Here is a 13,638-nt window from a genome sequence, read left to right as displayed (position 1 = left end):
TTACTTATGGGGGAGTGTATTCGCTTTGTATATGGAATCCACATTGTATCGCTGTTTGTGAACAAAATAAAAAGGCAGGCGCTAGGCCTACCCTTTGGGTTCTCTACTATACTGACTATCATTTCGAAAACTTCTGTTCTCGATATTTAGATGGCGTCTCCCCAGACCATTGCTTGAATAGCTTGCTGAAATACTTCACATCCTGATAACCAACCTGAACGCTTATATCGTAGAGCTTTAATTGTGAATCAATGAGCAGCTCCCTTGCTTTCTCCATTCTAAGACCCGTGATGTAATCGAGAATCGTTTCGCCTGTTTGCGTCTTGAAATGTCGGCAGAAATAAGAGGGATTCATATAAACTTGCTCAGCTATACGCTTAATCGTTAAGTCTTCTTGTAGATTAGCTATGATCCAAGCTTTGGCCTGCTCTATCGGCTTCATGCTGCCGCTTTGACGCATTCGCTTCATTTCCAGAACAAGCTGAGCGATCTGCTGATCGAGTTCCACTTTGAGCTCATTAAGATTTATCGCCCGTTTAATCGTTTGAAGTCGGCTCTCGAGCGAATCTAACATAGGCGTATTCACTTTCATTTCAACGCCGACCGAATGGATAAGAATAAATGCGTTCATTATTGCTCGTTGAATCGCGGCTGGCGAATCCATTTTTTCAAGACGAGCAAAAAACTCCTTCGTAAACTGAACCGCTGCTTGCTCATTTACTTGTTCGACTGCCTGCTTCATTCTCTGCGCAATATGTACAAGCTCATTATCCATTTGGTCTGAAGAACTCTCCGTCTTGAATTGAATGCCATCTCGGCCAAACAACTGATTGCCGCCATATAATAAACGATAATACATTAATGATAAGGCTTGATCCTTTGCTTCTGGCAGCAAATATAAATCCTCAATCGAGCTGCCGCATGAAACCGAAACTGTAAATGGCGTGTAGGACTGAATCGCTGAACGAATTTGACCAGACAGCTCGATCGATGTTTTTTCTAATAAACCGTTGTTTTCGCCATAAGCCTCGGAAAGATGCAGCAATATCCAAAAATTCGAATCGTCCCCTCTCCAGCACCATCCTATGATTTCTGATTCATTCGAACATTTCTCTACCATTTCTTTGATGATATTCTCAAGCACATAAACATAAGCTTCCCAGTCTTTTGGGGTATAACTTCTTGTCTTTACAGGAAGAGCATCAAGGCCTACATATTGAAGGACGTACCGGCCTTTCGGAAACTCATCCACCCAATATCCCAGCCGCGAAATATCGAGCCCTGCCGAAGTGACATAGCTTAACAGTTGCACTTGCTGCGATGTTTTTAGCTCCTCTGATTTTCGTTCCATCTCATTCCATTTCATATGCTGAAACCGTCCGCTTTCGATTTTCACCTTGATTTCTGCCATTCGATTCTTAAACTGTTCCCGGTCAATCGGCTTTAAAAAATAATCAACAGCTCCTTCTCGAAGCGCTGTCTGAATATATTGAAATTCATCATAACCACTAATTACGAGCGGGAAGAAGGAGTAATGGCGTTTGCCCTCGCTTATTAACGTTAGACCATCCATCACAGGCATCTTCACATCCGTAATAAGCAAATCTACTGCTCCTTGTGACTGATGCAAATAATCCATTGCTTCTTTGCCATCAGACAGCGTCGCAACGATTTCCCACCCCTCACCGCAAGAGCGTATGAGTCTAGCAATGCCGTTTCGAATCATTTCTTCATCATCTACAATCAATGTTCTGATCGCCTTGTGCATGCTTACTCCTCCTTGCTTTTCGATTTTTCTGCCACATCGTTTAGGGTGATGACAGGAATACGGATAATAACCTCTGTTCCCTTGCCAAAAATGCTATGAAGCTGCAACCCATACTGCTGGCCTAACATAATCATAATTCTAGCGTTTACATTGCTTAGCCCAAACCCAGAATCCTTGTGGGCTAGTGTCTCCGATCTGAGTGACCTCTCGAGCTTCTCCAATCGATCATGATCGATACCCGGACCGTTGTCCCATATGCGAAAAACGATATCTTCCTCACCTGAACGCGCACCAAATTCACGACTAATGCTTAGCCGAATATCAAGTGCTTTACGGGTTTCAAGACCATATTTAATGGCATTCTCAATAACCGGCTGCAAAATAAATTTGGGTGTATAAAAGGATTCGATGTCCGTTTTTTTATCGATCTCAAACAACAGCCGATCATTGAATCGATATTTCTGAATGGTCAAATAATTACTAATATGCTGGACTTCATCCGCAATCGCTACAAATTTGTTTTTGTTGCTAACCGAAAAACGAAGCATACGGCCAAGCAGTGTAACCATCTCGACAACCATTTCCGATCTGCCGTCCTCTACCGCCATGTTAATGGTCTCCAGCGTATTGTACATGAAGTGCGGATTGATCTGAGACTGCAGGGCGTACAGCTCTGCTTCCTTCTGTCTAATTTTGATATCAAAATTCGTTTCGATCAGCTCATGAATCGTAGCTACCATCGAATTAAAGCTGCGCGCGAGTGCTCCAATCTCATCATTGCTTTCGACCTTAAGGTCCACCTGAAACCTGCCCATTTCTACATCCTTCATTAGACGGGAAAGCTTCTTGATCGGCCGCGTTACATTCATTGCGAAGAAAATCGAAATGATCGAAGTAATAAGGACAAAGCAAATAAATACAAAGATGGTCACATTCATCACCAAATCTGTACGCTCTGTTAAATATTTTAGCGGTATGCTATGAGCTAGTATCCAATCAAAATCATTCGATTCGCTAAGGCTGACGATCACCGCTTTTTTCCCTGACCCTTTTCGAAAGCTGCCGTTAAGAATGGGATATCGATTTATTTCTTGATCAAAATCTCCTATTTTCTCCTCATCTGTATGAAAGATTATTTCGCCCTCACGGTTCATCAGCCATAAATCCGCTGTATTATTTTGTTCAAACTCCCGCAATATGTTGTCAATAAAAGAGAGCTTCACCGCAACCAGCATCGTCGCCAGGCTTTTGCGGTTATCCACATCATTCATCTGTTTCATGATCAGTACATAGGGTTCGTTATTCTCGAATGTCAGATTGATTTGGCTAGGAAGAATAATTTTCGCTTTTCCCCGTAAATCAAGATCCTGGCCATAAGGGATAAAAGCATTATCCGCATTAAGACCTGTGAACTTTGACCTCGCACTGTAAAAAAACCTGTTTTTCGAAAATATGAAAACACCCATAACATCGGGGTTCCCCGTATTTAAATAAGTACGTGCTAAATAATTGTTTACCTCGAATTGGTCCTGATTCAGCTGTGAACGGCTCTGATAGGAGTCGCGACGCAAAATAGCGATCATATTGTCAGAGTTGAACATTAACGTATGCAGCTCTGCAAAATCCTCCATATGCTTCGTAATATTCGCATTTGCTTGATACAGAAAACGGGGCATATATTCACCAATTTGTTCTTCAATTGATTTTGTGTACTGCAAATAAGAAAAAGTACCGAGCAGCGACATGGGGATAACGCTTAGCAGTAAATAAACTAATATTAGCTTGGAGCTGAGCCGATAGTTTCTGAAGCGCAGTTGCTCTGGAAATTTAAAAATCATATTGATCCACATTCTCTGCTGTAAAATCGATCGGTTCTCCCATAATGACCGTATCCCCGTTCACCCTAATAGTGCCGACATTATAAATGTCTTGACCATCATACGGCAGCTTGCCTTCGAGTAGATTTTTTGCAAGCACAACAGTTAAATATCCAAGTTTTTTGGGGCTCCAAAGTGTCGACATTTGTGCAGAGCCGTCCTTTAAATAATCGCGCATCAAATTCGGCGTGGAGAGACCGACAACTTTGACCTGACCTGTCTTACCAGCTTCTCTTACAGCTTGTGCGGCAGCTGGTGGCCCTACAGAAGAATTGCCGATAATGCCTGCAAGATTCGGGTACTTGGCTAACAGTTGTTTTGCTTTCTCATAAGCCTTTTGCGGATCATCTTCCGTCTCTACAATATCAATCAGCTTCATTTTGGGATAAAACTCACTCTGCTGATGTTTGATCCATTTCAGCCATTCATTATGATTAGAAGCAGAGAAAGCTCCTGTCATAATTGCGTATTCGCCAGTTTCCTCGGTGTTCCATGCAAGCGTATCCAATAAATGGCGGCCTAATGTCTCTGTATCGACCATGTTGACAAAAAAATCTCTGCCTTCTGGATTCGTATCTGCATCCCACGTAATGACCTTGATCCCCTTGCTTTTGGCTTCCAGAATGATGGGCAGCAGCTTTTCTGGATCGTTTGCAGAAACTGCAATCGCATCTACCGACAAATTGATAAGATGTCTAATCACATTAATCTGCTTTGATGCATCTGCAATTGGTGGCCCTTCATAAATGACATTAACGTCTAAATCATTAGCTGCTTCCATCGCACCTTCTTCTGCGACATTAAAATAAGAAATCCCCATCACTTTTGGTACGATGCCGATGGTGTACTTTCGATGATCTTCCTGTTTCTCTGAGGTTGAATTCGATTTAATGGAATGGATCACGTCATATTCACTTTGTGAGTAACGCCCCTGACATGCGGTTGCAGTAAAAAATAATAACAGGATAACAATCATTTTCCTGAACATGCCTTCACCCTTTTCCATTAACCGTTTGCGATAGTTTCATTAAATGATGACAAAAAATTCGTAGTGGCTTAACAACTGCCTTAGCATTGAAAGCGTTTACCTAAATCAATTGAATTCTTCTTTTTATTGACGCCACCCCTCGCTGGAATTCATAGCTACTCTATTCTACATTCAGCTTAGCTATCCTCCCATTAAGTAAAATTGATAATAGTTAAATTCAATACTAACTCCTACACTGAAATTGATTGGTACATTGCTCACATGAACGAAACATATCGGACACATTTAGCAAGGAAATGACTACTTCGAGCTATTATTTTCAGGCACCATTTCCTTTTATAATGATAGGACTAACGAAATAGATTCAGAAAGGAGAAATGAAACATGCTGTATTGGATTATTTTAGGAGGATTATTTCTGTCAGGCGGCTTATATCTCATGCTGAATGGAGCAAAGCTTGTTCAAGAAGACAACGTAATTCAGGATAAGATGGCGAAATCATATATATCAACACCTCATGAGGATGTCATTTCGTAAGCATACACCACATTTGATGCTGCAACAAAAAACTTAATAAAAAACAATTGGATTATACGGTGACCGCTCTCCTGCTCGTTGGTGCGAAGCAGCCCATTCAAAAAAACTTGTCGCTTGGGCGAGGAAATGGTCATCCACTTATCTAGATAAATATAAATAAACACTCGAAAGAAAAAAAGTGTTTAGAAACTCTATGTTAAGAGATGAATAAAGGGTCTACTCTATAAGTCACTTTGACTTGTGGAGTAGACCCTTGTTTTTCTTTGTTATAGGCTGAATCTATTGATTAATGGTTCTTTGGAAGTTATTTATGTTCAGCCAGCCATGCAGCCAAGCTTTGAATCTGTTCCGTCGTTAAGCTGCTCTCGAACTTTGGCATACCCTTACGACCATTGGAAACAACATCCACTATTTCCTCTTCTGTCAGCTTGGCCCCGACCTGCTGCAAATTAGGGCCGGCTCTTCCCTGCAGCTCCGTGCCATGACAAGAAATACACCTTTTCTTATAAAGTGCCACCGCCTCGCTGCTCTCTGTACCTTCACCGCTGTTGTCCTTATTTGGCGCTTCTCCTGTTGTTCCCCCGCCGCAAGCAGACAATAACAAGACGAAAACAATCACAGCACCTACTGAACACTGTTTTAAACTACCCATTCTAGGTTTGCCTCCTCTCATTTTTGTCGTGGTAACATTACATTTTGATAAATCCCCTTCATAGGTTTATCCGCCGAGTCGGGCTCGGTGATTCACATGAAGGTTGTACTAGTGAGCTTGGATAGCTTTGATAGCTTTAAAAGCTTCAAAAGCATCGATTGCTTTAATATCATTTTCTTTTATACTTACTTGCTTACGCATGACTCGATAGAGCTATTGCTGGATAAAGTCATATCTTTGTAATAAAGTTTACGATAAATAGCCACATTGAAGCATTTTCGCTGTCCTCTTTTCATTCCTACAGGAATAACAATTCTATTCCTCTTCAATTGTCCTTGCTCATCTACGTGTATGAGTTGAAACAATCTCTATTAGCAATATGACATTACCGGCACTTATTAAGAAAAATACGAAGAAGCGGAAGTCGCAAAAGTAGAACAGTCAGTCCTTATTCCATAAACATTAACTTAAAAGGAAAGCTGCATTTTGATAATGATGTAGCTTTATTGTCTTTCACAAAACAATCATTGACTCATTTCGTTTTCACTTTTCTAGCCAAAACAGAAAAGGCTACCTCAAAAGTAGATTTATCTACGTTTGGGACAGCCCCTATTTAACTTTTGACTTGAATTGAAGCGATATTTGTACTTTTGAAACTCATTATGTACTGTCATTTATCCAAATTCACGAAAGCAGCCTAAAATTTAGACGCTCAAAAACCTTTGTCCACTGCTGTCATTATTAATGGATAAATCGCTTACGAACCCAGCAGCTCTTATATAGACCTTTTGTAGTGAATTTATTATTTAACGAACTCCACAATCGTTATTTCGTGGAAAATCACGCCTAACACCCTATACAGCATGAAATAACGACGTTACGGTTCGTTAAAACTTTAGAAGAGTAATTTTATGCATAATAAGGTTGATACAGTTCGTTAGTGAATTGGGCATCGGATGATATGCGCTGACGGTCAGACAAATGATAAAACACAAAAGCCTATTCAAGCAAAAAAAATATCTTGAGATTTCACTTTTCATGCATCTAGGCTTTCTAAGTAGTAAACTACGACTGGGAGCCTCTGTTTACCCTATACGCAGCAGCTCAAGTTCGCATGCACACAGAACCTCCAGCGAAGGATTCATCCGTCATATGCAGCAACGTATTTCTCTCCTCAAAAGTTTTTGCATATGTCGATAACTTTCATAAAAGATGTGGTGAGTCATTCAAGCTCATACATAGCCTTATTGAAATATCGTGATGAAATCGCAGTTTCTTCAATTAAACACTAATAGCGTCAGGTGCTCCTCGCGTATTTCAACTTGTACATCAACACTAAAAGCCAAGCCGATCAAAAACACTAGACGATGAAATAAGATAAAGTTACACCAATAACTAAAACGAGAAGTGTAACTATATATTCTTTTGATCCTTTTAGAAACTTCCAATCTACAAATGATTGAAAGCCCGCAATGATAAAAATGAACAACATACAAAACCATTTCAGAGCATTTCCTTCTAAATCAATAAAAATAATAATTGCTGTTGCTACGCTTGCTGCTACGATCATTCCCCACATACTCACTTTTTTACCCTTATCTGAAGTTTCTTTTTTTGCGGTTCCAACTATCCATTTTCTTAAAAATAAACTAGCAAAAACGAGTAGTATGCCTACTAATCCAATTTGACCACCCATTAAATCACTCCTTCGTACTCAATCCCATACTTCCGACCACTTGAGCCTCCAAAATGACCTTCGCTACTGATTTATCCTAAAATATTCTCATCGTAAACATTCAACATATAAATTCTTAGACGAAATATCTTTCCCATTATTTTATTATCAAATTTCATATATTTAGCTTCAACAATCATGGTGCTGAATAAATAAAATAATTTCCCTGACACGGTTCGGCTGATTACAGTTGATCCTTTTATCAAAGCTGTATAACAGCCTAATTTTTCATAAAGCTTATTGAATAGTTCTTCATCTATCCTCTTCTTCGGCCGCAGATCAAAAATAATTTGTTTTATTATCAAATCCAATTCTTTTTCCAATTCGAGTAAGCGATCATCGATCATTATGTATCCCCCTCAAAATACAAAATGTAAATGTTAGCGATATCCCCCCTTGTTTACATCAAATGAAATCAAATCCCATTTCATTTGTTTTTGATTCATTGTGGAGAATAAATTTGGCCAACTCATCATTATTTAAACCAAGAACAAATTCCATGTAATAGTAAGTACCATACTACGTTTTTGAAGCTCAAAAGGGAAGGAATGATTATGGGTTTGTTAAGTCGCTCCAGTTTTATTTCATAAAGTTTAATTATTTCATTTGCAGGGTAATATACACACAATAAATTAAGCGAGGTGAGGCTAACGAATGTTCTCTTCATTAAAAAGGTTTTTAATCGGACGACCATTAAAATCAACGGAATTAGGCGAACAAAAACTGAATAAAACAAAAGCACTTGCCATTCTTTCTTCAGATGCCTTATCTTCTGTGGCATATGGTCCTGAGCAAATATTGTTAGTCTTAATCACCGTTAGTGCCGCCGCTTTTTGGTATTCCATACCGATTGCCATTGGTGTATTGATTTTATTATTAGCACTTATTTTATCCTATAGGCAGATTATTTTTGCATATCCTCATGGCGGAGGAGCTTATGTTGTATCCAAAAAAAATCTAGGTGTATACTCTGGGTTAGTAGCCGGAGGCTCACTGTTAGTTGACTATATCTTAACGGTAGCGGTAAGTGTATCTGCCGGAACAGATGCCATTACATCTGCTTTCCCAAGCTTGCATCCTTATAATGTGATCATTGCGATTATTTTTGTATTATTTATAACCATCTTGAATTTAAGGGGAGTAACGGAGTCCGCTTCAATATTAGCCTATCCGGTTTATTTATTTGTTTTAGCCTTATTCATTTTAATCATTGTAGGCATTTACAACATTCTATTAGGCAATGTCTCGCCAGAATTACATACACCTATTGGAACGCCAGTGGCGGGAATCAGTTTGTTTCTGCTGCTGAAAGCTTTTTCCTCCGGAAGTTCTGCTTTAACTGGTGTTGAAGCTATCTCGAACGCAATACCCAACTTTAAAAGCCCGTCTCCAAATAATGCTTCCAAAACGTTAATTGCGATGGGATCGCTGCTTGCCATATTATTTTCTGGAATCGTATTTTTAGCTTATTACTATGGAATTAGTCCGAGGGAAGAAGTCACCGTTGTTTCAGACATTGCTGAACATACGTTTGGTCGGAACTTTATGTATTATTTTATTCAAGGAACAACCGCATTAATTCTGATCCTTGCTGCTAATACGGGATATTCTGCTTTCCCCTTGCTGGCAGTCAACTTAGCCAAAGATAAATTCATCCCTCGAATGTTTACCATTAGAGGAGACAGATTAGGTTATTCCAACGGCATTATTATTCTAGGCGTTTTCTCAATCCTGTTGATTATAGCATTTGAAGGCCGAACTGAGCATCTCATCCCACTTTATGCCGTAGGTGTATTTATCCCCTTTACCCTCTCGCAGACGGGTATGATGGTAAAATGGATTCGTGAAAAACCGCAAGGCTGGATATCTAAGCTAATCATTAACTCAACAGGTGCGGTTATAAGCTTTATCGTCACCATGATGTTCTTTTTAACCAAATTCGCACAGGTGTGGTCCGTATTAGTTTTTCTACCTCTTATCATTTTGCTCTTTCACCGAATTAGAAAACATTATGAATCTGTAGCCGATCAACTGCGAATTACGACCTCTGAGGCTGCTATTCCTATTGAGGGGAATGTCATCATACTTCCTGTAGCTGGTATTACGCATGTGGTCGAGAACTCATTGAATTACGCCAAATCGCTATCTGCTCACCAGATCATTGCCGTTCATATTCCATTTGAAAGAGAGGATGAATTCACTTTCGAAGAGAAATGGAAAATGTGGCAGCCTGATGTGCGACTCGTTACTTTACATTCGCCTTATCGAAGCATCATTCAACCATTAACTAAATTTATTGATACCGTTCAGCGCAAGGCGAGTGAATCAAATTACAAAGTTACTGTCATCATCCCGCAGTTTATTCCAAAGAAAGGTTGGCACAATATGCTGCATAACCAATCCAGTTTATTGATTCGTGCTCACTTGTTATATCGAAGAAATGTGATCGTCACTACAGTACCTTATCACTTAAAAAAATAATGACTTGAACGATTATGATGCAATGGTTCCATGAATAAAAGGCTGCCGATGGCAGCCTTTTATTGCTATCTAGTTGCTGCGATCAAATGACCATTGTTATCCATGCCCCGAAAAACAAATCCCCTATTGTCCTTAGGATTTATTTCTTGATAAGAAACTGCATACCCATTTCGTACAGGTAATTCAATATATACCGTTGAGTCGCTCTTAATAAATTCCAAATTGTCCACTTCAACATTGCTAAAATTATCATTGCTAATAATGACTCGCTTTATCTCTGGGTTAACCGTAGAAAATGCAAAAATAATATCGTACATTTTGTTGGCATTCAATTGAGCTGACCATGTTCGTTGAATCGTATTCGGTTCGTTAGCGCTTGGCGCTAATGAAGAGGTCTCGGATACGCGATATAGAAATCCCCATTTCTTCGTAACGAGCTTAACATAATCCAGATCATCCATTTTCCATATAACTAGTTTATCCTTCCCGAATGCTTGCTGATATACCGCTTCTCCGTCTGCACGAGCATATGCTTCTTTCAGTGCTTTACTTTCACTAAAAACATATCCGCTTCTATTTCCAAAATAAACTAGGAGAAGAAATACACATACAGAGTAAATAAGTATTCTCGACCGTTTTGGCTTCATCTTGTCTCCTATTCGTGATTAATGATCTTACATAGGTTAGATTTCTTTCTAATTTTATGTTTTCAAAATAATCCCATAATTTACAGACGTGTAATAGGATTGAAAGTTGCGCATAACAGATCGTTCCTTTTACAAAGAAAATAGAAACTGTACGCTTGTATCCTCCCATGAACGCAAAAAAGTTGAGCGGAAGTTTTCCTTCTACTCAACTTTTTTGGGGCTGCGCATGGGTTACTCCACGCCGTCCTTGAAGTTTTTAGTATAGTTTTTATCACCTTTGTGCTCCAGGTCCTTCACCGTTTTCTCAAGCGTAGACACAATTTCTTCTTTAACCTGTGTCAGCGTTTCGTAAAACAAAGCCTCTTCCGTACCTATGATTTTGACGCCGCTAATGGCCTGCATGGATTGAAAGCGTCTGTGCTGATCAGCAAGATCGTCAATCGCTTTCAGCGTGTGCATCGTTTGCAGAAATAAATCCTTATGTTGCTGGTTGGAAAGTCGATCCTCAAGTTGTTTCATTCGTGTGTTCATCGGCACTCTTCCCTTCATTTACAATATGAGGATGGCTACTTCAAGCAGTTCCTTACTTCCATTGTATAATTTTCCTTCTGTCAAAAACAACTGTTATCCTTCGCGCTCCAAAATCACTGTCTCCATACGCCATCTGAAACAAAAAAACTCCTACACAGATAACATGAAAAATGAATTCATGATTATCTGCTAGGAGTTTGTGTTGGTTTTAAACGTTATTCGTTATTGTCCATCCATTGAAAGTGGAAGCTTCCTTCTTTATCAAGGCGCTGGAACGTATGTGCTCCAAAATAATCCCGTTGCGCTTGCAGCAAATTAGCAGGAAGTCTTTCTGTACGATAGCTGTCATAATACGCTAATGCAGAAGCGAATGCTGGTACCGGAATACCTCTAGTTACGGCGATGGAAATGACTTTTCTCCAAGCCTCTTGATAGTTCTCAACAATATTGCTGAAGTATTCATCCATCAATAGGTTGTTCAGAGCTGGGTTGCGGTCATAGGCATCCTTAATATTTTGCAAAAACCTTGCACGAATAATACATCCTCCACGGAAGATCATCGCAATGCTGCCATATTTCAAATCCCAGTTATAAGCGTCAGAAGCAGCTCTCATTTGGGCAAATCCTTGCGCATAGGAAGCGATTTTGCTTGTGTACAGCGCTTTGCGAACAGCTTCAATAAATTCCTGCGGATCACCGTCGTAGCTGGATACCGCTGGGCCGTTTAATTTTTTGCTGGCAGCCACACGTTCTTCTTTCATAGCGGAGATAAAGCGTGCGAACACGGATTCCGTAATGATCGACAATGGCACACCCAAATCCAATGCACTTTGGCTAGTCCACTTGCCAGTACCCTTTTGTCCTGCTGAATCGAGAATGACATCTACCATTGGTTTGCCTGTTTCCGGATCAATTTTCTTGAAAATATCAGCCGTTATCTCGATCAAATAACTATCCAGCTCGCCATTGTTCCATTCCGTGAAAATGTCATGAAGCTGGCTAGTGTTCAGGTTCAACACATCTTTAAGCAGGTGGTACGCTTCGCCGATGAGCTGCATATCGCCGTATTCGATGCCGTTGTGTACCATTTTGACATAGTGCCCAGCGCCGTCAGCACCGATATAAGTGCTGCACGGATCACCATTCACTTTTGCTGAAATAGCTGTCAAAATTGGCTCTACAAGCTCGTATGCGTCTCTTTGTCCGCCTGGCATGATGGCTGGTCCGTTAAGCGCACCCTCTTCGCCGCCAGAAACGCCGGCTCCGATAAAGCGGAAGCCTAATGCTTGAAGTTCTTTGTTTCTACGCTGTGTATCTGGAAAATAGGCGTTTCCGCCATCAATTAGAATATCTCCTTGATCCAGATACGGCACCAACTGATTGATCGTATCATCTGTCGGTTGACCCGCTTTCACCATGATAAGAATTTTACGCGGCGATTCCAGTGATTGTACGAATTCTTCCACACTGAATGCGCCGACAAAATCTTTTCCTTGTGCCTCCGCCAATAGTTCATTTGTTTTCTCTGCTGAACGATTATACACAGCAACCGAGAAACCTTTGCTTTCTATATTCAAGGCTAGGTTTTTACCCATTACGGCCAAACCAACCACGCCAATTTGTTGTTTTTTCATGATAACTGCCTCCCTGTCATTACTATCCTGTTGTAGATAAACATTTATGGATTAACGTTTGGAAAACGCAGCTTATTGCTGCGCCGTTTTCTTCCAGTCAGCTGCGAACTTCTCCATGCCTTGATCCGTTAGAGGATGTTTGGAGATTTGTTCGATTACAGAGAACGGAATCGTTGCTATATGTGCTCCAGCCATCGCTACACGAGTAACATGATCCGGGTGGCGAACAGATGCAGCGATGATTTGGGCATCCAGATTGTGCGTGCGGAACAATTCAGCAATCTTCGTGACGAGCAGAACGCCATCTTCCGAAATATCATCCAAACGACCGAGGAATGGAGAAACGTAAGTCGCTCCAGCGCGAGCAGCCAAAAGCGCTTGGTTTACAGTGAAAATCAATGTGACGTTTGTTTTCACGCCTTTTTTGGTCAAATAACGGCAAGCTTCTAGACCAGCTAGCGTCATCGGAAGCTTAATGGTAATGTTTTTATCATTGTTGTTGATTTTGATCAGTTCATTTGCCTGCGCGATCATTTCTTCAGCAGTTTCTGCATCAGGCGTTACTTCTGCTGATACCGATTCAACCTCAGGCACTTCGCGGAGAATTTCTGCTATGCGGTCTTCGAATTTCACGCCTTCTTTGGCAACCAAAGATGGATTCGTTGTAACACCAGACAATACACCGATTTTATAAGCTTTTTTGATATCTACCAAATTCGCAGTGTCGATGAAAAATTTCATAATTAAAACCTCCGTTTTTTTTATTAAATTTTTATTGTCTTCATGCG

12 protein-coding genes are annotated in these 13,638 nt (G+C 40.3%); 2 read left to right on the top strand and 10 right to left on the bottom strand.

The window, feature by feature from the left end; translation table 11 throughout:
* Positions 1-118 precede the first annotated feature (118 nt).
* The 3 genes from BK120_RS01090 to BK120_RS01080 are packed head-to-tail and all read right to left on the bottom strand — an operon-like array spanning position 119 to position 4,633.
* Complete coding sequence (locus BK120_RS01090) at positions 119-1,768, bottom strand: response regulator transcription factor (protein WP_076265626.1); 1,650 nt, start codon at positions 1,766-1,768, stop codon at positions 119-121.
* 2 nt (positions 1,769-1,770) lie between these two features.
* Complete coding sequence (locus BK120_RS01085) at positions 1,771-3,606, bottom strand: cache domain-containing sensor histidine kinase (RefSeq protein WP_076266089.1); 1,836 nt, start codon at positions 3,604-3,606, stop codon at positions 1,771-1,773.
* Positions 3,596-4,633 (bottom strand): autoinducer 2 ABC transporter substrate-binding protein, encoded by a 1,038-nt coding sequence (locus BK120_RS01080; RefSeq protein ID WP_076265625.1) that lies wholly within the window; start codon positions 4,631-4,633, stop codon positions 3,596-3,598. The genes BK120_RS01085 and BK120_RS01080 overlap by 11 nt, the downstream gene beginning before the upstream one ends.
* 384 nt (positions 4,634-5,017) lie before the next feature.
* Here BK120_RS01080 and BK120_RS35100 point away from each other — a divergent pair, with 384 nt between their 5' ends.
* Positions 5,018-5,170, top strand: a complete 153-nt coding sequence (locus BK120_RS35100; RefSeq protein ID WP_179089713.1) for a hypothetical protein — start codon at positions 5,018-5,020, stop codon at positions 5,168-5,170.
* A gap of 304 nt (positions 5,171-5,474) precedes the next feature.
* Here the strand turns inward: BK120_RS35100 and BK120_RS01075 are convergent, their stop codons facing one another.
* The 3 genes from BK120_RS01075 to BK120_RS01065 form a co-directional block, all read right to left on the bottom strand.
* The gene (locus tag BK120_RS01075; protein ID WP_076265624.1) at positions 5,475-5,822 is read right to left on the bottom strand and encodes a c-type cytochrome; all 348 of its coding nucleotides are present in this window, start codon (positions 5,820-5,822) and stop codon (positions 5,475-5,477) included.
* Positions 5,823-7,182: 1,360 nt separating this feature from the next.
* Entirely contained in the window at positions 7,183-7,518 is a 336-nt protein-coding gene (locus tag BK120_RS01070) for a DUF4181 domain-containing protein (protein ID WP_076265623.1), read from the bottom strand.
* Between the two features lie 71 nt (positions 7,519-7,589).
* Complete coding sequence (locus BK120_RS01065; RefSeq protein WP_076265622.1) at positions 7,590-7,904, bottom strand: hypothetical protein; 315 nt, start codon at positions 7,902-7,904, stop codon at positions 7,590-7,592.
* Positions 7,905-8,211: 307 nt separating this feature from the next.
* Between BK120_RS01065 and BK120_RS01060 the strand changes: the two genes are divergently transcribed.
* Positions 8,212-10,038: an APC family permease gene (locus tag BK120_RS01060; protein WP_076265621.1), complete on the top strand. Its 1,827-nt coding sequence runs from the start codon at positions 8,212-8,214 to the stop codon at positions 10,036-10,038.
* Between the two features lie 65 nt (positions 10,039-10,103).
* Here BK120_RS01060 and BK120_RS01055 read toward each other — a convergent pair whose 3' ends face one another.
* From BK120_RS01055 to fsa, 4 genes are all read right to left on the bottom strand, one after another.
* On the bottom strand, positions 10,104-10,685 hold the full coding sequence (locus tag BK120_RS01055) for a hypothetical protein (RefSeq protein WP_076265620.1): 582 nt from the start codon (positions 10,683-10,685) through the stop codon (positions 10,104-10,106).
* A 231-nt stretch (positions 10,686-10,916) separates the two neighbouring features.
* Positions 10,917-11,216, bottom strand: a complete 300-nt coding sequence (locus tag BK120_RS01050) for a hypothetical protein (RefSeq protein ID WP_076265619.1) — start codon at positions 11,214-11,216, stop codon at positions 10,917-10,919.
* A gap of 215 nt (positions 11,217-11,431) precedes the next feature.
* Complete coding sequence (gene gndA, locus BK120_RS01045; protein ID WP_076265618.1) at positions 11,432-12,850, bottom strand: NADP-dependent phosphogluconate dehydrogenase; 1,419 nt, start codon at positions 12,848-12,850, stop codon at positions 11,432-11,434.
* 72 nt (positions 12,851-12,922) lie between these two features.
* Positions 12,923-13,591: a fructose-6-phosphate aldolase gene (gene fsa, locus BK120_RS01040; RefSeq protein WP_076265617.1), complete on the bottom strand. Its 669-nt coding sequence runs from the start codon at positions 13,589-13,591 to the stop codon at positions 12,923-12,925.
* Positions 13,592-13,638 lie beyond the last annotated feature (47 nt).

Source organism: Paenibacillus sp. FSL A5-0031 (assembly GCF_001956295.1).
Lineage (GTDB): Bacteria > Bacillota > Bacilli > Paenibacillales > Paenibacillaceae > Pristimantibacillus.
Note: the sequence above shows the minus strand (reverse complement) of the source record. Positions and strands in the feature narration are given on the sequence as shown.